Source organism: Chryseobacterium defluvii, from assembly GCF_014204415.1.
Lineage (GTDB): Bacteria > Bacteroidota > Bacteroidia > Flavobacteriales > Weeksellaceae > Chryseobacterium > Chryseobacterium defluvii_A.
In genome coordinates this window covers 1,180,707-1,199,019 of record NZ_JACHLE010000001.1, presented here as the reverse complement: position 1 = coordinate 1,199,019, position 18,313 = coordinate 1,180,707, and the positions used below count along the sequence as shown (strand labels likewise).

The 18,313-nt window shown below is 35.8% G+C and carries 21 protein-coding genes; 10 read left to right on the top strand and 11 right to left on the bottom strand.

From position 1 onward, the window contains the following. Window positions 1-73 precede the first annotated feature (73 nt). From HNP38_RS17920 to HNP38_RS05410, 3 genes are all read left to right on the top strand, one after another. A complete protein-coding gene (locus HNP38_RS17920; RefSeq protein ID WP_228460950.1) occupies window positions 74-247 on the top strand; it encodes a hypothetical protein in 174 nt (57 codons plus the stop codon). Then, entirely contained in the window at window positions 241-591 is a 351-nt protein-coding gene (locus HNP38_RS05415; protein ID WP_228460948.1) for an endonuclease domain-containing protein, read from the top strand. The genes HNP38_RS17920 and HNP38_RS05415 overlap by 7 nt, the downstream gene beginning before the upstream one ends. A 124-nt stretch (window positions 592-715) precedes the next feature. After that, window positions 716-2,701 (top strand): urocanate hydratase, encoded by a 1,986-nt coding sequence (locus HNP38_RS05410; protein WP_184185607.1) that lies wholly within the window; start codon window positions 716-718, stop codon window positions 2,699-2,701. 105 nt (window positions 2,702-2,806) lie between these two features. Here HNP38_RS05410 and HNP38_RS05405 read toward each other — a convergent pair whose 3' ends face one another. From HNP38_RS05405 to HNP38_RS05365, 9 genes are all read right to left on the bottom strand, one after another. Then, a complete protein-coding gene (locus tag HNP38_RS05405; protein WP_184185604.1) occupies window positions 2,807-3,034 on the bottom strand; it encodes a hypothetical protein in 228 nt (75 codons plus the stop codon). A gap of 13 nt (window positions 3,035-3,047) precedes the next feature. Further along, window positions 3,048-3,371: a hypothetical protein gene (locus tag HNP38_RS05400; RefSeq protein WP_184185601.1), complete on the bottom strand. Its 324-nt coding sequence runs from the start codon at window positions 3,369-3,371 to the stop codon at window positions 3,048-3,050. 111 nt (window positions 3,372-3,482) lie between these two features. Continuing rightward, entirely contained in the window at window positions 3,483-3,701 is a 219-nt protein-coding gene (locus HNP38_RS05395) for a helix-turn-helix domain-containing protein (RefSeq protein WP_184185598.1), read from the bottom strand. Window positions 3,702-3,704: 3 nt separating this feature from the next. Continuing rightward, entirely contained in the window at window positions 3,705-4,184 is a 480-nt protein-coding gene (locus HNP38_RS05390) for a DUF2975 domain-containing protein (RefSeq protein WP_184185595.1), read from the bottom strand. Between the two features lie 217 nt (window positions 4,185-4,401). After that, entirely contained in the window at window positions 4,402-4,941 is a 540-nt protein-coding gene (locus tag HNP38_RS05385; protein WP_184185592.1) for a pYEATS domain-containing protein, read from the bottom strand. Between the two features lies 1 nt (window position 4,942). After that, window positions 4,943-6,766, bottom strand: a complete 1,824-nt coding sequence (locus HNP38_RS05380; RefSeq protein ID WP_184185590.1) for a phage tail protein — start codon at window positions 6,764-6,766, stop codon at window positions 4,943-4,945. A gap of 35 nt (window positions 6,767-6,801) precedes the next feature. Continuing rightward, window positions 6,802-7,104 carry a hypothetical protein gene (locus tag HNP38_RS05375; protein ID WP_184185587.1) on the bottom strand — a complete coding sequence of 101 codons (303 nt, stop codon included), beginning with the start codon at window positions 7,102-7,104 and terminating at the stop codon, window positions 6,802-6,804. 277 nt (window positions 7,105-7,381) lie between these two features. Continuing rightward, complete coding sequence (locus tag HNP38_RS05370; protein WP_228460946.1) at window positions 7,382-8,155, bottom strand: LuxR C-terminal-related transcriptional regulator; 774 nt, start codon at window positions 8,153-8,155, stop codon at window positions 7,382-7,384. An 11-nt stretch (window positions 8,156-8,166) separates the two neighbouring features. After that, window positions 8,167-8,943, bottom strand: coding sequence for a response regulator transcription factor (locus tag HNP38_RS05365; RefSeq protein ID WP_228460944.1), 777 nt, complete (start codon window positions 8,941-8,943; stop codon window positions 8,167-8,169). A 488-nt stretch (window positions 8,944-9,431) separates the two neighbouring features. On the opposite strand from HNP38_RS05365, the gene HNP38_RS05360 reads away from it, so the two are divergent. From HNP38_RS05360 to HNP38_RS05330, 7 genes are all read left to right on the top strand, one after another. Next, complete coding sequence (locus HNP38_RS05360) at window positions 9,432-10,439, top strand: cytochrome-c peroxidase (RefSeq protein WP_184185584.1); 1,008 nt, start codon at window positions 9,432-9,434, stop codon at window positions 10,437-10,439. Between the two features lie 55 nt (window positions 10,440-10,494). After that, window positions 10,495-11,070: a hypothetical protein gene (locus tag HNP38_RS05355; RefSeq protein WP_184185581.1), complete on the top strand. Its 576-nt coding sequence runs from the start codon at window positions 10,495-10,497 to the stop codon at window positions 11,068-11,070. A gap of 3 nt (window positions 11,071-11,073) precedes the next feature. Further along, window positions 11,074-12,015, top strand: coding sequence for a tetratricopeptide repeat protein (locus tag HNP38_RS05350; RefSeq protein WP_184185578.1), 942 nt, complete (start codon window positions 11,074-11,076; stop codon window positions 12,013-12,015). Window positions 12,016-12,022: 7 nt separating this feature from the next. Next, the gene (locus HNP38_RS05345; RefSeq protein WP_184185575.1) at window positions 12,023-12,475 is read left to right on the top strand and encodes a hypothetical protein; all 453 of its coding nucleotides are present in this window, start codon (window positions 12,023-12,025) and stop codon (window positions 12,473-12,475) included. Window positions 12,476-12,571: 96 nt separating this feature from the next. Beyond that, window positions 12,572-14,194: an NADP-dependent glyceraldehyde-3-phosphate dehydrogenase gene (locus tag HNP38_RS05340; protein WP_184185572.1), complete on the top strand. Its 1,623-nt coding sequence runs from the start codon at window positions 12,572-12,574 to the stop codon at window positions 14,192-14,194. Between the two features lie 414 nt (window positions 14,195-14,608). After that, window positions 14,609-15,103, top strand: a complete 495-nt coding sequence (locus tag HNP38_RS05335) for an RNA polymerase sigma factor (protein WP_184185569.1) — start codon at window positions 14,609-14,611, stop codon at window positions 15,101-15,103. 24 nt (window positions 15,104-15,127) lie between these two features. After that, window positions 15,128-15,724, top strand: coding sequence for a hypothetical protein (locus HNP38_RS05330; protein WP_184185566.1), 597 nt, complete (start codon window positions 15,128-15,130; stop codon window positions 15,722-15,724). 47 nt (window positions 15,725-15,771) lie between these two features. Here the strand turns inward: HNP38_RS05330 and HNP38_RS05325 are convergent, their stop codons facing one another. Further along, a complete protein-coding gene (locus HNP38_RS05325) occupies window positions 15,772-16,335 on the bottom strand; it encodes a YdcF family protein (protein WP_184185564.1) in 564 nt (187 codons plus the stop codon). A gap of 10 nt (window positions 16,336-16,345) precedes the next feature. Continuing rightward, window positions 16,346-17,884 carry a S41 family peptidase gene (locus HNP38_RS05320; RefSeq protein ID WP_184185561.1) on the bottom strand — a complete coding sequence of 513 codons (1,539 nt, stop codon included), beginning with the start codon at window positions 17,882-17,884 and terminating at the stop codon, window positions 16,346-16,348. Window positions 17,885-18,313 lie beyond the last annotated feature (429 nt).

Below are 18,313 nucleotides of genomic sequence, written 5' to 3'. Positions count from 1 at the left end.
CTAAAAATATCAATTTACCTCACTGAATTTCAGTGAGTTTTTTTATTTTTGAGAGATTACCCGGTGTTGAGAAATGAAAAATTCCCCTCCTTTGGAGGGGTGGATTCGACTGGAAGGAGAAGACGGGGTGGTTAAAAAAGAAACACACACACAAATGAAAGAAATCCTAACTCAAATAAAAGGAGTTCTCATCCGCAGGAACTTCGTGGAAAATCTGCCCTATAATCCCCATTTAAAATATTGTTAAGGGACAAACGCAAAGCAGGAATCCTAAATGAAGTGCTGTTCTGGAAGCAGGTACGTGCCAAAAATTTTCATCAAATTGATTTTGACAGGCAGAGAATAATCGGGAATTATGTCGTGGATTTTTATGTGAAAACTTTGGGGCTTGTTATCGAGATTGACGGTTCAAACCATAATGAAAAGCAGGTTTATGATGGAGTAAGGCGGGCATTTCTGGAATCATTGGGATTAATTGTTTTCAGAGTTGCTGATTTTGATGTAAAACATAATCTTTCCATCGTAATGAAAGACCTTGAAGATTTTATTGTAGGGCAGTATGGAACCACCCCGTCTTCCAAAATTCCATGAATTTTGAAATCCACCCCTCCAGAGGAGGGGAATTTTTCACGTTTAGTTGCATTGTATTTTCTAATTTGAATATCTTTAAAACTTCAAACATTTGAATGTTAAACATTGAATTTAGAATAACAATATGACTTTCCAGGAACAGATACAACAGGGAATCCCTAATCAACTACCCCAATCGAAACCGTATGAATCCAATATTAACCATGCACCTAAGCGTAAAGAGATTTTAGGTGAAGAAGAGAAAAAGCTGGCCTTAAAAAATGCATTGCGTTATTTTGAACCTGAATTTCATGCGGAATTATTACCTGAATTCAGGCAGGAGCTGGAAGATTATGGAAGGATTTACATGTATCGTTTCCGCCCGGATTATGAAATGAAGGCGAGGCCTATCACAGATTATCCGGGAAAATCTGAGCAGGCAAAAGCGATCATGCTCATGATCCAGAATAATCTTGATTATGCGGTGGCTCAGCATCCGCATGAACTGATCACTTATGGGGGAAATGGAGCTGTATTCTCAAACTGGGCTCAATACCTTCTGACTATGAAATATCTGTCTGAAATGACAGATGAGCAGACTTTGGTGATGTATTCCGGTCATCCGATGGGGTTGTTCCCGTCTCATAAGGATGCACCAAGAGTGGTGGTGACCAATGGTATGATGATCCCGAATTATTCAAAGCCGGATGACTGGGAAAAGTTCAATGCTTTGGGAGTGACACAGTATGGACAGATGACGGCGGGAAGCTATATGTATATTGGCCCGCAGGGGATTGTTCATGGAACAACAATTACTGTTCTGAATGCTTTCAGGAAAATTAAAAAAGAATCGAAAGGTGGGCTATTTGTAACTTCCGGATTGGGCGGCATGAGTGGAGCTCAGCCAAAAGCCGGGAATATTGCCGGTTGTGTTACGGTATGTGCAGAGATCAATCCAAAGATTACAAAAATCCGTCATGATCAGAAGTGGGTGAATGAAATTTATGAAGATCTTGATCAGTTGGTGGAAAGAGTAAAAGTAGCACAGCAAAATAGAGAAACAGTTTCCATAGCATATCTAGGGAATATAGTGGAGGTTTGGGAGAAATTTGATCAGGAAAATCTGAAAATTGATATCGGGTCAGACCAGACTTCGCTTCACAATCCGTGGGCTGGAGGATATTATCCTGTCAGGCAAAGTTTTGAAGAGTCTAATAAGATGATGGCTGAAGACCCGGAACTGTTTAAGGAAAAAGTCCAGGAGAGTTTGAGAAGGCATGCTGCAGCGATCAACAGGCATACGGAAAAAGGAACATATTTTTTCGATTACGGAAATGCCTTTTTACTGGAGGCTTCCAGAGCCGGAGCTGATGTAATGGCGGAAAATCCGACTTTAGGAAGAGAATTTAAATACCCGAGTTATGTTCAGGATATTATGGGGCCGATGTGCTTTGATTATGGTTTTGGGCCGTTCCGTTGGGTTTGTACAAGCGGAAAGCCGGAAGATTTACAAAAAACCGATAATATTGCGTGCCAGATCTTAGAGGGAATTCAAAAGAATTCTCCGGAAGAGATCCAGCAGCAGATGAAGGATAATATCCAGTGGATCAAAGGTGCGCAGGAAAACAAGCTGGTGGTTGGTTCACAGGCTAGAATTCTTTATGCCGATGCGGAAGGTAGGATGAAGATTGCAGAAGCTTTCAATAAAGCCATTAAAAATGGAGAGATCGGGCCTGTGGTTTTAGGAAGGGATCATCATGATGTTTCCGGAACAGATTCGCCGTACAGGGAGACTTCCAACATTTATGACGGTTCAAGATTTACGGCTGATATGGCGATCCATAATGTAATAGGAGATAGTTTCCGTGGTGCGACCTGGGTTTCCATCCATAATGGAGGTGGAGTAGGCTGGGGAGAAGTGATCAATGGCGGTTTCGGAATGTTGCTTGATGGAAGCGATGATGCCGACAGAAGATTGAAGTCCATGCTCTTCTGGGATGTGAACAACGGAATCTCAAGAAGAAGCTGGGCCAGAAATGAAGGAGCTGTTTTTGCCATTAAAAGAGCAATGGAAGCGGAACCGAATTTGAAAGTGACGTTGCCGAATCTGGTGGATGAGAGTTTGTTTTAAAGACTTTTTAGATAAAAAAAACCTGCTGTAAAGCAGGTTTTCGTATTTTATTCAAGAAGAATACCATGGTTTCGGGTTTATGTTTAGGAGATCATTTATTAAGAACTACCATTTATCATTATCAGGAAATTTTATTATTAAATTTCCTGAACTGTCAAAAAAAGAATGATTTTTTAGAATAATTTTTTCATTTAATGGCATATTTTCTAATTTCTCAACAAATTCGTGGGTAAACTTTCTGATATCCTTGCTTGGGTTTGTAATCCCTTCCTCTTGCATCTCTTTTCTAAGGGTATAAATATCAAGATAATGCCCAACATCTAATTCTTTCATTTAAAATGATTTTTTAAACAATTACTCTGGATCCATCCTCTAATATAATCCACCTTCCGGCTTCATATTCTTGCAAATAATATTCTATTGAGCGAGATGAACCAAATGGTATTATTTTTCCAGTTTTACTTTCTACTAAAAATGGGACATTCCCGAGTAATGTATTGTACTGTTCATCTTTTGTCTCATAATATTCTCTTCTTACATAAGAAAATATCATTCCGTATGGTTTACATATAGTATGTTCAGTGACGATTGTCATATCAATATTAGATTTTTTACTACGTTCTTTTACGTAATTCTTTGCAATTTTTATAATTTCTGATTCTTGAAACATTGTTAAGATTTATTTTATAATTTTAGTATAGAGAAGCACAAATTTGTAGGCTTAAACTAATAAAGTTAAGGAATTTTTCAATTAAGAAATCTAACTTCACCTATCTCCTCATTATTCTTTTTTTTCGTCAGGAATATATTCTAAAATGTCACCTGGCTGGCAGTCTAATGCTTTACAAATGGCTTCTAAGGTGCTAAAGCGAACGGCTTTTGCTTTTCCCGTCTTCAAAATGGAAAGGTTAGATAACGTCAGATCCACTCTTTCAGAAAGTTCATTCAGGGAAATTTTTCGCTTGGCCATCATTACGTCTAAGTTTACAATAATGGGCATAGCTTAAATGGTTAGGTCATTTTCAGATTTCATATCCACGGCATTTTGTAAGATCTTTTCAAATATTGCAGCAGCAGTTGCGACTACAACAGAAGCAAAACAGGTCACAAAACAAATAGCAAAGAACCCTGCGGGATCATCGTCTTTATGATGAGCCATATTGATGTATAGCCCGGCGATCACAATTAAAATGCCTACTGCGACTGCGCAATACTTTATATTCTTTAAAGCTTTAACAGAGGGCAGGGAAAATACTTTATTCTGCCCGATATATCCAAGTAATTTGAAAGCATTATACAATGCAATAAAGAAAGCTGTGGACGATATATATCCATACAGGATAAACGGATCAGCGTAAATGCTAAACAAGTCTAAGTTTTTAGCTCTTCCTTCAGTTAAAGGAAACCGGATCAAAATGGCAAGTGCTACAATACTGATAAGCACAATGACTGCCTGAAGAAATACTATTGATACTTTTTTCATAACATCATAAATTATTTTCATGTTGCTAAAATAATAAATAATTATTGATAAACAATAAAAATATGTTGTTTTGTGAAAAATGTTTTTTGTTTTATTAAATTGCCAGACTAGTAGTGTGGGTTGTATTGTATAATAATGTCTTAGAATTTTGTGAATGAGAGTTTGTTTTAGAGCTTGTTAGATATGAAAAACCTGCCGTAAGGCAGGTTTTTATAAATCACTCAAATAAATTTTGTCCGGTTTCAGTTAAGTTGATATAACGCTTCAATTTGATGAGATCATTTTGATTCTTTATTTTAACTGAGGCGATGAGATTAAATTCTCCCCATGCTAGTTCCTTTAATTGAAATTTACTGTTTCTGTCAAAAGAACGTTGTATTGGATTAGGATAGGAGTAGTGAAGTTTATATTCGACAAATTCAATTTCATCCAAAACTTTCTCATTTCCCTGAATTATGATCTGAATGACAAACATTTTTTTATTGAACTCCTTATCCTTTACCGGATATCTCCAACTCGTATGAACAATTCCTAAGTGGTTTTCCGTAATTAATTCTCCTTTATTAATTGTAGGAAGTGAACTTGGTACGGCCCCTATTTCTATAGAACTAATTTTAAAAGATGAGCCTCCTTTAATGCGTTCAAACAGGATGTTAATTAATTCATTGAATTTTTTTCTGTTTATTAAGTAGGCAACGAGAAAAAATAAAGGCCAAATGGTGATCTCTAAAATTTTTGAAATGTCAGATATAGTCATCTTAAAAAGCTCTAATAATATAATTTACGTATGCATTTTTAGGCCGGGTTTCTGTCGAGGTCCTTACTACTTTGGATGCATCAAATCTTACATTAAAACAACCACGATTTTCTCCCCCGTCACCATTACCATAATATGTTGTTATATTGAATACATTGGTAGCACTATTTCCTTTTTGATCAGAATGAATCCCATTAATTTCTCCGGTAATATTCTGTATAGTGTCACTTTGAAAGCTTCCCACTTCATTACTTATTCCTAACCCGTTTGGATTCCTGGTTTTATAATCAGGATCAACATTTCCGCTAAAATCTACACCTCTTAAAAATTGTCCTCTTAAATCGGGTAGTTTAAATTCTGTATCGTCCTTTCCTTTGCCCCAGCTATAACCAATAGCGTTGAATAAAGCAGAGTAATCATCTATATTTTTTCTACTGCCATCACAAAGCAACCAGCCTGAAATATTTTCATTAACAACACCGGCATAAGGTAGTATAGAGCCTACGGGGTTGTCGAAATTAGTAATTGTTTGATTTAATTGATCAGAATTATCGGCACACCAGTCTGCAGGATATATGAACTCCGTTACAACCTGTCTTGCACCGTCTTTATCAATATATAGTAAAGATGTATTGAACCCTTTATTTAAAGTGCTGTCAGAAATAATGAACATCTTAACCTTAGTCGGGATGAATTCTGTCCCGCTTTTTTTCCATTCAATATCATCACTGGTTACTATACTGCCGTCCTTCTTCACATCAACATCAACTACGTTGCCAAGAACTTTTACGTTTGCATCATCTTTTACTTTGTTGTCTCTAAAAGGTTTTACCTTTAATAGCTCCTCATAAGTTGTCTGTGGAATTGATGTTACATAATTCAATTGCTTTGACACCAATTCCCAATTATCATCTTCTTTTTTATTGATTTCAAAAATAACTTCATCACAGAGTTTTAAAAATCTGTCAAGTATTTTATCTATCTCTTTTTCCTTACTTTCAATATCATTTGCTATTACTTTTATTTGTAATTTTTCTTCGTATCGGCTAAAGAACTCTGCCAGAAATTGCCTGTTGACATAACGTTGTTTAATGTTATCTTTAGTAATAATAGTTTTATCATCACTACTATTTTTCTTAGACCCAAATAGATTCATAGCAGCCCCTTTACCGGATTTTTCACTGGTAACAATGAGTTTGTCAACTAAAGTTTCATCTCCTGTCAGTTCATTTCTGATTTTTGTATCATTAAAAAAACTCGCAAGCGCTTTTATGGATTCCGTTGAATAATAATATCCGTCCGAATGAAGTTTTGCATTAATTTGAGTGACTGATCTTGTATTATAAAATTCTGATAACTCTGAGTAAGTAGCTTCTATTATAAAATTTTGATTCATAACGAAGTCAATTTTCTTATTGGCACTCTGGCCAGATTCATCATCTATCAAATCATCAGTATTCAAATAGACTTTTCTTTTATTTAGTATTACAGAAATAGTGAAAAATGTGTGAGGAAGCACGCTGACTGATGAAAATGTATCACCTAATAAACTTAACTGGCTCTTTATTTCTTGGATCATTGTTTCCGTGTAAAATGAAATTCTTAAAACAATCTTTTGAATTTCGGTACTGTTTTTGTCAAGTTTTTTCAGGCTTTCTTCAAACTTATTCCAATCCGGAAAAATAAAAGGAGTGAAAAATACAGAATCGCTATCATTCTTATAAAGAGCTAGCTGAAAATTGCCGATAGATTTAATGGTCACTGTTTTATACAGATTAAGCAGATTTAAATCTATTCCGGCTCCGGGAGTAGGTGTAGTAGACATAATGTAAAGTATTAATATTTTGTTTTTATTGAAAATTATCCATTGGGTGGGTCTCCCTGAATCCATGTTGAAAATAGTTCCCATGTAACTATAAATGCATCACTGTTAGTCGAAATGTCAAATTTCCATCCCATGGGTTCGGCTCCAAAACAGGAAAATTCAAAATCCATTGTGGTAAGTGGGGCGATTATTAATGATTTTAAGCCTCCTTTATCGCTGTTAATAGTTAGGGTGGTTCCAAGAATATTCGTATTCTTTACTTTGAATGTCATAATTTGACCTCCTTGGACTGTTAGTGTTGTGTCAGAGTTCCAGGAACCTGAAGAATGTTTTTTCATAATTATATTTTTTATTTGGAATTAGTTGTACTTAAACTTTTTAATTCTGTCACCATTTTAAATGACAGTACTGCTCATTTTTATGTTATTTAATGTTTGTACGTGCTTTCCTAACATATCTTAACAGAACGTATTCTTAGTTTAAAGTTTTGGATATCTAAGAAGGCTTTGTACTACTTGATAAAAGAAAATAATTTCTCACAGCCTTATTATTTATATGACAAAGCTATTTTACTTTTAAATTCAAAAAAATAGATAGAACTAACTATTTTTGAGGTTATATCCAGCCTTCTTTTATGGATTTGCTCACCAGTTCTAATGGAGTATTGACCTTTGCTTTCTCCATGATATTTCTTCTGTGAGAATTTACGGTATAGTGGCTGATGAATAGTTTTTTGGCTATTTGCAGGCTGGTTTTGCCTTCAATGATTTCTTTTAGGATTTCACGTTCTCTTCGGGTAAACAAATCAAAAGACTTTTTAAAAAAATTATCTTGTATATTGTAGTAAGAAGGCTCACCATCAAGCCCGATAAGAGAAAAACAGGGGTTTCCTTCAGGTTTTATATGAGTAATATTTGTGTCTATAGATAATGTCCGGTAATAGTTCTCTTTATCATAATCCACCTGAACAGCCTGATGTAAAATACGTATATAACTTCCATTTTTCTTTCTCAGCCGTAAGTCATATTGTACTTTATAGTAAGGAACCTTTTCAAGAGGTAATGATTTGAAAAACTCAACCACTTTATATTCAAAATTTAGAAAATAAGGTTTATCGTCAGGATGAATGATTTCCATAAACAAGTCAACTGTAAGCTCTTCCGATTCATAACCTAGAACATTTTTCACGTGATCACTCATAATATCAAATTGAGTAATATGCATACTGAAAACATAATAATAATATTCCCCTGCATGAAAAATATTCAGCAGACGTTTATGCAAGTCTACTTGTTGCTGTAATTTTTCTATATCAGGATTGGTTTCTTTGCTGACAACCGTTCTCCAAAATTTTTTGGCGGTGAGAAAAAAGCTAGAATTAGTTTTCATGGTTATTTTTTTTATATCCAGCCCTCTTTTATAGATTTACTTACCAGTTCTAATGGTGTATTGACCTCCGCTTTTTCCATAATGTTTCTTCGGTGGGCATTTACGGTATAGTGGCTGATGAACAATTTTTTTGCTATCTGCAGGGTTGTTTTTCCTTCGATGATTTCTTTTAAGATCTCACGCTCTCTTTTGGTAAACAGGTCGAAGGATTTTTGAAGATTCAGATTCTGTATATTGTAATAAGAAGGCCTGTCTTCTATTCCTATGATAGAAAAGCAGGAGGCTCCTTCCGGCTTGATATGGGAAATATCAGTATGAATATGAAAACTATGGTAGATATTGTGGTCATCATAATCAGCCATAAGATATTGTACAAGTATACGTTTGTATTGGCCACTTTTGGTCTTCAGCCTTACATCATATTGAAATTTATAATACTGGTAATCCTCAACAGGGATAGAATTAAGAAAAGACGTTATTTTTTCTTCAATATTTAGAAAAAAATCTTTTTCATTGGGGTGTATACTGTCCAGCAGGATTTGAGAACTCAAAACTTCAGGCTCATATCCCAATACATTGGTTACTTCATTACTTACGCTTGCTACTTCGCCATATACAAGATCAAAAAGCATATAATAATACTCTCCGACCTGAAATATATTAAGCATTTTTTTGTATTGCTCTATACGCTCTGCCAGCAGTTCACCTCCTATAAATGATTTGTTGTGAATTAATGTTTTCCATAGTTTTCTGGCAGAAATCAGGAGTTTGTCATTATAATTTTTCATAGTTGTAGTTTTTTTAGATACTGAAGACGGAAGCTATATAAATATACAGAACCTTAAGATTAACTGCAATTACCATTTTGTGTAATCTCTTCTATAGCATAGACTTCTTATTATTAAATGGCATTATTCTTAATACCCGGCACCTTTGCAAGTCGCAACCATTTCGATTTTATTCAATATTAGTTTTCCGGAAAATTAAGTGAATTTCTTTGCGGTACTTATACTGAAAGAACTTAAAGGCTAAAACTTTTATGATTTATTAGAGTTATAGTAATTGGTATTTTGATATTTGGAGAACTGCGGAGGCTTGTTTCAAAAATAGGTGTCTTGTGTGAACTTTTTATTTTCAAAGGAGTAAAGCTTTTAGAGTCTTAAGTGTTCTAAAGTGCAAAAAAACTTTTATTTCTTTTGTAGTTAAAAAGACCATCACAGCATTCAATTTAAAATCTCCGATCAATTTTGAAAAGTTTTGTTGTAAATTGCCGGCAATGAATCTTAAATCCTTCGGAATTCCCTTACTTTTTGTAATGATGGCATTTTACAGCCTTCAGGAAGTTTCGTTGGTTTATCCTTCTTATTTTCCAAAACCGCTTTATGATTTTAAGAAAAACCCATTAAAAGATTCTAAAATCCAGCTTGGAAAGAAATTATTTTATGATCCCATTTTATCACGGGATAATACGGTCTCATGCTCATCCTGTCACAATGCCCATGAAGCTTTCTCTCATGCCGGAAACAGTTTAAGCAAAGGCATAGAAGAGGGGATTGGGGAAAGAAATGCACCTGCCATTTTCAATCTGGCGTGGCAAAATACATTTATGTGGGACGGTTCGGTAACTAATATAGATGTTCAGGCTTTAGCACCTATCAATCATCCGAAGGAAATGGGAGAAGACATCAACAATGCAGTACGGAAACTGAACAGATCCAAAGAATATAAAGCTCTCTTTTATCAGAGTTTTGGAGACAGTGCGGCAACAGCAGAACGCCTCATGAAAGCGCTTTCACAATTTCAGCTTACCATTGTTTCCACGGGTTCCAGATATGATAAAGTGAGGCAGGGCAAAGCACAGTTTACAGAAACAGAAATAAGAGGATATCAATTATATGTACAAAACTGCAGCTCCTGTCATACCGAACCATTATTTTCCAACTACGGATTTGCGAACAACGGGCTTCCCATAAACTCTGAGCTCAAAGACTATGGAAAATGGAATAAAACCATGGAGCCGGAAGATAAACTGATGTTCAAGATCCCAAGTCTCAGAAATCTTTCCTATACCTATCCTTATATGCATGACGGCAGATTCCGGACACTGAACGAAGTATTGGAACATTATGAAAAAGGAATAGAGAAAAGTGCCACACTGGCTAAGGAACTTCAAAAACCTATTGTTTTTAATGCAAAGGAAAAGGAAGATCTTTTAGCTTTCTTATCCACATTGAATGATTCTGTTCTGGTTTCTAATATTGAGTATCAGAAAGCAGGAAAATAAAAAGAGTAATTCCAACTTTTTTACTTAAAAAAGCATCTTTATATAAAAAGATATTATGAAAATTACGATACCAAAACCATGTCATGAAAACTGGGAGAATATGATCCTTGATGAAAGCGGAAGATTTTGCCCCATTTGCTCTAAAACAGTTAGAGATTTTACTAATGTATCAGATGAAGAGATGATAAACTCCCTGGATCCGGAAAAGAATCTATGTGGAAGATTTACAGATAATCAGATGGGAAGAAATTTAAAATTCCCGGTACTGAGTAAAATAGCATTGGGATTATTGGCAGCTGGCGGAGGATTAGTCACTGTAAACGGGCAGGAGCTAAAAAATGAAGAAGTAAAAAAAGTTGACTTTAAAAAAGGAATTGATGGGGTAGAAGTAATCAATGGAACAATAAACAGGACATATTGGTTAGGAATGCCGAGTAAAAAAGATATAGAATCCACACAGCCCTTAATCATGCTGGATGGAAAGAAAATTTCTGAAGACAGGATGAAAAAAATTAAGGCAGATAAAGTTAAAAGCATAAAAGTGTTTTCGGGAGAGGGAGCAGAAAAATTGTATGGTATAGCGGGCAAATATGGAGTAATTGTTATTGAAAGTAAAAAGAAAGAAGATTAAAGTATGAAGAAGGTTTTTCTAGGTTTAGTAGTTGGTGTTTTATTTTCTGTTCCTGCATTGGCCTGCCTGAATGGGACTACAAAGATTTTAGCCAACGGAACATTGCTTTATGAAGATTATGAAGGCTTTGTTCCGCATGGTCATGAGTTTGGTAGTGCTGAACATTTGAAGGAAATTTTAATTTCTTTGGAAAAAGGATATGCTAAGACGAAAGACATGGACTATCTTTCAGATAAGGGGTATATATTAGTTATCCAGGGGAAATATCAGGAGGCTATAGAACTTTATAAAAAGATTGAATCAATTGAACCAGGACGGTACTCAACAGCTTCTAATATTGGAACGGCCTACGAATTAACAGGGAATAATTTGGAGGCATTAAAATGGATAGAGAAGTCTATAAATATCAGTTCTAAATCTCATTTTTATTCAGAATGGATTCATGTCAATATTTTGAAAGCAAAAATTAAAGGAGAAAAATATATCACATCAGGTTTTTTGATTGGGAAAGATTTCGGAAAAGACAGTTTTCCCAAATCCGATATGGATAATGATAGTCTGGAAGCCCTTAGGCAACAGCTTTACTTTCAGCTCAATGAAAGGATGTTTTTCGTTAAACCAGAGGATAAGATCGTTGCCCGGCTTCTTTTTGATCTGGGAAATCTGTCTTACTTATTGGGTGATAGGGATGAAGCAACTGAAAATTATAAACTTGCCAAAGAATATGGTTTTCATGATCCTGTTTTAAAGGAAAGAATGAAGTTTTATTCACCACCGGTTATTGAACATGTTGAAAAAAAGGTTGTAAAAGAAATAAAATTTCAAACTAAAAAATCAAGGAGATCTCAACTAATGGGAATTATAGTTTCCGTTTTTGCTTTGTTTTTCTCCGGATTGATTATTTTTATATTTAGGAAAAAGATATTTCCAAAGCTAATAAGTTGATCTTCTTTTGAAAAAATATACAGCCCGAAATGATAAGACGAATTTAATCCTGTTTTCAGAAGACAATTCTGAACTGGGGAGAATTATTGAAGAAATTAAAGTTTTTTCTATAAGGTATGCTCTTATTCTCCATTCAAAAAAGTACAACATTAAAAATGTAGGCTTTTTGGGGAATGATGCAGAGTTTATGGATTTTGAAAAGGTGGTTTATTTTACAGATCTGGCGAAAGAGAGAATTATTAAATCTGGTGAAAATGTGAAGATCTATCATTTTAAATTAGGCAGAATAAATCAATTATTTGAAAAAGGCAGGTTAATTGTAGAAATTCGAACCCATAAAAAATGGTTTAAAGATTCTTTTTTTAGTATTGAGGCTGAAGATTCAGCTGAAGATTTGTTGATTTTACTTTTTTTACATTATTCTACCAGGGAATTCAATGGAATTGGTGGAGACGCCTAACCATTTTATTTTCAAATAGACTAAATCTATTAAAGAGCCTATAGGTAAGTAAATTTTAACCTCTACCTTTATTCTTCAAAAAATAAGCAAAGATCTATGAGTTCAGCACAGTCATTTCAAGACATTTTTAAAAGCGAAAACGAAATCCCCGAAGAATATAAAGTCCCTGAGATCCACCAGAGAACCTATCTGTTGAATGGTGAACTGGTAGAATGGAAAGGAGAAGTAACCAACGTATATTCCCCGGTTTGCCTTCCCACGGAAAATGGACTGGAAAGAAAACTGTTGGGAAGCATCCCCAATACCACTCCCAAAGAAGCAATGGAAGCTCTTGACGCCAGTGTCAGTGCTTATAATAATGGCCTTGGCGAATGGCCGACAATGTCCGTGGAAGGCCGCATCAAATGCATGCAGAAATTTGTGTACCTGATGATCCGGGAACGTGATCTTGTCATCAGGCTGCTGATGTGGGAAATCGGGAAAACATTACCAGATGCCACCAAGGAATTTGACCGTACGGTAGATTATATTAATCAAACCATTGATGCGCTGAAAGATCTTGATCGTGAATCTTCACGTTTTCAGCAGGCAGAAGGAACTATAGCCCAGATAAGAAGGGCACCATTAGGGGTGGTTTTGAGTATGGGACCGTTCAATTATCCTTTAAATGAGATCTTCACTACCTTAATCCCCGCACTGATCATGGGGAATACAATTTTGTTCAAGCTTCCTAAACATGGTGTTCTGGCCCATTATCCTCTCCTAAATGCATTTAAAGAAGCATTTCCTAAAGGTACCGTCAACACACTGTATGGTAAAGGCTCGGAAATAATTACCCCGATCATGGAAAGCGGTAAGGTAAATGTTTTGGCGTTCATCGGGTCTAGTAAAGTGGCCAATGGATTGAAGAAACTGCATCCGAAGGTCAACCGCTTAAGAGCAATCTTAAGTTTGGATGCCAAAAACGCTGCTATTGTCACTAAAAATGCCGATCTGGATGTTGCAGTAAATGAATGCGTCCTGGGAGCACTTTCTTTTAACGGACAGCGCTGTACCGCCCTTAAGCTGATATTTGTTCAAAAAGAAGTGGCTGCCGAATTTACAGAAAAGCTGACTGCTGCAGTTTCGGCTCTAAAACCCGGCCTGCCATGGGAAAAAGATGTAAAGATCACACCGCTTCCCGAAACAAATAAACCTGATTATCTTAAAGAATGTATCGATGATGCATTAGCTAAAGGTGCTAAAGTATTGAATGAAAATGGGGGTTATAATAAAGCCTCATTTGTTTTTCCTGCAGTGGTATATCCTGTGAATAGCGAGATGAGGCTTTACCACGAAGAACAGTTCGGGCCTGTCATTCCTGTGGTTCCTTTTGATGATATTGAAGAGCCTGTTGATTATCAGGTGAATGCTTCCCACGGGATGCAGGTGAGTATTTTCAGTGAAGATCCGCAGGAAGTATCAAGGCTGATCGATCCGTTTGTGAATCTTGTAAGCCGTGTGAACATCAATTGCCAGGCGCAGAGAGGGCCGGATGTGTTCCCGTTTACAGGAAGAAAAGATAGTGCGGAGGGAACATTATCTGTTTTTGACGCATTGCGCTCATTCTCGATCAGGTCATTGGTGGCCGCCAAACTAACGGAATCCAATAAAAACTTACTTAATACCATTGTGAGGGAACATGATTCTAATTTCCTGAGTACGGATTATATTTTTTAATTTTAAATCTGCTTAACCGTATACAAATATTGTGTATCATTAATGACATAATATTTTCCCATTGCCTGTAATCCAAATAATAGAGGAGATGTTTTCTGTATGATAAAGACTATAAAAAAGATTTCTCACTCTGATCATTCTGACGAAGAAAGAATCTAAACACTGCCTTTTTATGCTTAATTCAGATGCTTACAGTATGACAAAGACTATGAACATCATAACTCACATTACTATTCCGGAGGAGTGATTACTCTGTAAAGAAGAATCGTAATCGTTTAGTATAACGAAAAAATGTTTTAGTTTAAGATAGTAAAGTAAAGATCCGGCGGAAATTTTCTGCCGGGTTTTTATTATTTTTTGAAAAATTTGTAACAATTATTTTTTCCCGGAACTAACTCTACAGAGTAATAAGCCATGACCTCAACAGAACAGGAATTTTTAAACAGAATCGAAAAACATAAAGGAGTCATTTTTAAGATTTCCAAAATGTATATGGACGATAAAGATGACCGTGATGATCTTTTTCAGGAAATCACCTATCAGGTCTGGAAGGCTTATCCGGGATTTAAAGGACAGAGCGAGTTTTCAACCTGGCTTTACAGAATTGCTTTGAATACCGCTATTGTTTTCCTGAAGTCGGAAAAGAAAAGAAGCTTTATTGCCAATGAAGACTTTTCCAATTACAGGATTGTACAGGATGAATATGACCACGAAAAAGAAGAAAAACTGATTGAAATGTACAACGCGATCCATCAGCTAAATCCCATTGATAAGGCATTTATTTTCTATTACCTGGAAGATTTTTCCGGAAAACAGATCGCGGAACAGATGGGGATCTCCGAGGGAAATGTAAGGGTAAAAATGAACCGCGCCAAAAATAAACTGAAAGATATCTTAAACACAAAATAAATATTAATTTTTAAACCACTACCAATGAATATAGACGAATTAAAAAATACCTGGAACGAAGATGATTCTTTTGAAGAAACACCCGAGATCAGTATTGAACATAAAAATAAGATCAATCTCCCGTTAGAAAAAATGCGTAAAAATATGCGCATGGAGCTTTGGTCCACAGTTGCCATTTTTATATTTTCTTTTGCATTGATTGCTTTGTGTGAAGCGCCTTTTAAATTTAAATTTTATGTAGCCATATTAATTGCCTCTATGGTGTTTGTCACATTTTTCTTTTTCAGTAAGTTTTTTACCCTTTATAAAGAAATGAGCAATCCTGTTTTGAATACCTATGACGGCCTGAATGAATTATTACATCAGTTCAACCTGAATAAGCAATATTACCTGTCATTTTATGTAGCTTTTGCCCCCTTTCTGGTTTGTGAGCTGGTTATTGTACTGGAGTTTATTCCACGCCCGGTACCCCTTACGGAAATACAGATTGCAACTACCCTCATCAGTGCCCTTGTAATAGGATTATTTACACTGTCTGTCGTGGGAACCTGGTGGTTTAAAAGGTTTTACGGAAGGCATATTGATCAGGTAGAAGCTCTTATCCTGCAATTGAAAAAATAAAGTTTCGGGTTTTTCGGCGGGCTGAAAGCCCGCCGAAAAACCCGAAACTATTGCATATAATAAGCAGGAAATTCTCTTATCATGGAGTAAATATCCCTTACTTCAAAATAATCAGGGCATGCACTGCTTACATTTACAAAGCCTTTATCCTTAAATAATTTTTTGGTTCTGGTAACATGAAAATATTGTGAGACTACAATCAGACTGTTAAACTTTAATTGATCTCTTAACTTCAAAGTATTATCAACCGTTGCACGGGTATTATTTCCATAGTTATCGACCAGGATTACAGAATTGGGAATACCCTTAGAGATTAAAAACTCCTTCATTTTATCTCCTTCATAGAATCCTTCTTTGCCCAGGCCTCCGCTTACCAGAAGCATTTTAACCTGATGGTTTTTGTAAAGGCCAATTCCGGTTTCCAGTCTTTTTTCAAGCCGTTTGGACAGTGTTCCGTCTTCATTCACCTTACTTCCCAGGATTACAGCGATATCAGCTTTCTGCTTATTATCAGATAATCCGTCTGCCGTACTATAAACAGAATGGGCAACAAACCAGATAACCAATAAAGACAATAGGATTTTGATCCCTTTCAGGAAGTTTTTTGCCATAAGATTGCCGTTATCTTGCAGAAATATTTTTTTCCCGTGCAATCTCATTGACTACCCAATCCAGTTGCGGATCTCTTTTATCGATGATATCCTGAATGCTTTCGGGAACAATGACATTGGGCATGACCCCTCTTTGTGTATTAGAGAAAGTAATATTGGGCTGTACCAGGAGTAATCCTATAGGCAAACTTATTTTAGAATTAGGAAGCTTTTGATAAGAATAAAATCCGGCTACAGTACCATCGTTGGCACCTCCCGTTTCTTCACCCACAATGACGGCTCGCTTGTCATGTTTAAGCTTGGCAGTGATGATGGAAGAAGCAGAAAAGCTTCCGCCGTTGATCAGTACGAAAACTTTTCCATGAAAGGCATCTTTATTCGGCTTTGTAGACTTATCAGCCTTCATCTTATAATAGGCTTTTCCGTCTTTTTTATAAGTGCTGAATGCCTGGGCAAATAAATAGGTCGGATAGGCAAGGCTTTTCAGGGCATATTCCAGAACACTGCTTTTTCTGAAATAATTCGTTTTTAAAGGGGTATTCCTGGAACTGAGCTGTGAGGGTTTGATCAGGACGTAAGGCTCCGGAGCCAGATAAGAATACAGGTTGTTGATCTCGTATAGAGAGCCGCCATAATTATTACGGACATCGAGGATGAGGTAAGAGGTCTTTGCATTTTTAATTTTCGCAAACGTTTCCTTATAAAATTTATCCGAATAATTCCGGGAAAAACTCCTTACCTTCACATAAGCGATCACACTGTCCTTATCCAGAAAGGTGAAATTCCGGTTGTAAGAATTGCTGTATGCCACAAAATCATTTACTTTCTTCTCAGAAGTACGTTTTTCCAGTTCCTTATCCCTTTTCAGATCGGTTTCAGATTTGGATTCCCTTTTTAAAGTATAGGTTTTCCTCTCATCAAGATAAAGCGTTTCAATCATAGCGCTGTCGGCTATTCCTTTTTCTGCAGTATAAAAATTGAAGAACATATCCTTTAGGAAATAAGGATGGAAAGTGGTATTGTATCCGTCGCTGCTGATCAGGCTTTTATATCTTTTCAGGTATTCGGCAACAGGAATATTATTGATGGCTACTATTTCTGTCCCCGGCTTTATGCCTTCCAGAAAATCTTTGTTTTCAATAATATATAAGTGATCATCCTGAACGTAATATTCGAAACGCCCGAACATTCCCTTTTTATTTTTTAAAGTTCTTATCTCTTTTCTGGTGAATTCTTTCCGGGGAACCCTGAGTGCAAGATGTCCTTCCCGGATGCTTGCGATCACCGGCTGCAATTTAAAATAAAATTGAAGCGGTGTAAGAGGCTTATTAATGGTATGTTTAACGCTGTCAAATTTATGGTCCAATTCTTCCTTCGGGATATACCAATAGAGCTGCGGATGCATTTTCTGAAGCTTAAGATAGGCATAATCTACATCTTCCTTCAGTCTATCCGGAGCGATCAGAGTATCTGTCTGCTTATTATACTTTCTGACAGACGAGCATGAAGCGAGAATAATAACCGATAGAATGATCCAATAATTTTTCAACGCAATTTGGTTTTTTATCAAACCGCTAAATTAAAAGTTTGAGAGTATTAAATGATGAAATGATTGATAAATTATTCTGAAATCTTTATAATTTTAGTTAAATACAGAATGAATACTTCAGTCACCTGTTGAATAGACATGCTTAGACTTACAATTAATAGCATTCAGTTTATCATTCAGAAGGAATATAAAACACTTGGAGATGCTTTTCAGCATGACAAAATATATGAAAAAACATAAATCAAAAAGGTTTTAAGAAGTATAATGAGTACACTCTAGCCCCTGAATCTAATATTAAGTTCGGTCGAAATATTCTTCTTATGTGAACTTCAGGATACAAACTTTTGGAGAAGAGTTTCATAAATAAGAAACTTTTGTGGTTAAAAAAGTTTAAACATACTAAAAAGTTAATACATTTGAGGCCTATTT

Bases quoted from the DNA above. Each gene is read 5' to 3' on its own strand.
- HNP38_RS05340 (WP_184185572.1), top strand. From the start codon at position 12,572: ATGAGTTCAGCACAGTCATTTCAAGACATTTTTAAAAGCGAAAACGAA.
- HNP38_RS05360 (WP_184185584.1), top strand. From the start codon at position 9,432: ATGAATCTTAAATCCTTCGGAATTCCCTTACTTTTTGTAATGATGGCA.
- HNP38_RS05325 (WP_184185564.1), bottom strand. From the start codon at position 16,335: ATGGCAAAAAACTTCCTGAAAGGGATCAAAATCCTATTGTCTTTATTG.
- HNP38_RS05385 (WP_184185592.1), bottom strand. From the start codon at position 4,941: ATGACTATATCTGACATTTCAAAAATTTTAGAGATCACCATTTGGCCT.
- HNP38_RS05400 (WP_184185601.1), bottom strand. From the start codon at position 3,371: ATGTTTCAAGAATCAGAAATTATAAAAATTGCAAAGAATTACGTAAAA.
- HNP38_RS05335 (WP_184185569.1), top strand. From the start codon at position 14,609: ATGACCTCAACAGAACAGGAATTTTTAAACAGAATCGAAAAACATAAA.
- HNP38_RS05375 (WP_184185587.1), bottom strand. From the start codon at position 7,104: ATGAAAAAACATTCTTCAGGTTCCTGGAACTCTGACACAACACTAACA.
- HNP38_RS05395 (WP_184185598.1), bottom strand. From the start codon at position 3,701: ATGCCCATTATTGTAAACTTAGACGTAATGATGGCCAAGCGAAAAATT.
- HNP38_RS05330 (WP_184185566.1), top strand. From the start codon at position 15,128: ATGAATATAGACGAATTAAAAAATACCTGGAACGAAGATGATTCTTTT.
- HNP38_RS05355 (WP_184185581.1), top strand. From the start codon at position 10,495: ATGAAAATTACGATACCAAAACCATGTCATGAAAACTGGGAGAATATG.
- HNP38_RS05365 (WP_228460944.1), bottom strand. From the start codon at position 8,943: ATGAAAAATTATAATGACAAACTCCTGATTTCTGCCAGAAAACTATGG.
- HNP38_RS17920 (WP_228460950.1), top strand. From the start codon at position 74: ATGAAAAATTCCCCTCCTTTGGAGGGGTGGATTCGACTGGAAGGAGAA.
- HNP38_RS05380 (WP_184185590.1), bottom strand. From the start codon at position 6,766: ATGTCTACTACACCTACTCCCGGAGCCGGAATAGATTTAAATCTGCTT.
- HNP38_RS05350 (WP_184185578.1), top strand. From the start codon at position 11,074: ATGAAGAAGGTTTTTCTAGGTTTAGTAGTTGGTGTTTTATTTTCTGTT.
- HNP38_RS05410 (WP_184185607.1), top strand. From the start codon at position 716: ATGACTTTCCAGGAACAGATACAACAGGGAATCCCTAATCAACTACCC.
- HNP38_RS05390 (WP_184185595.1), bottom strand. From the start codon at position 4,184: ATGAAAAAAGTATCAATAGTATTTCTTCAGGCAGTCATTGTGCTTATC.
- HNP38_RS05370 (WP_228460946.1), bottom strand. From the start codon at position 8,155: ATGAAAACTAATTCTAGCTTTTTTCTCACCGCCAAAAAATTTTGGAGA.
- HNP38_RS05405 (WP_184185604.1), bottom strand. From the start codon at position 3,034: ATGAAAGAATTAGATGTTGGGCATTATCTTGATATTTATACCCTTAGA.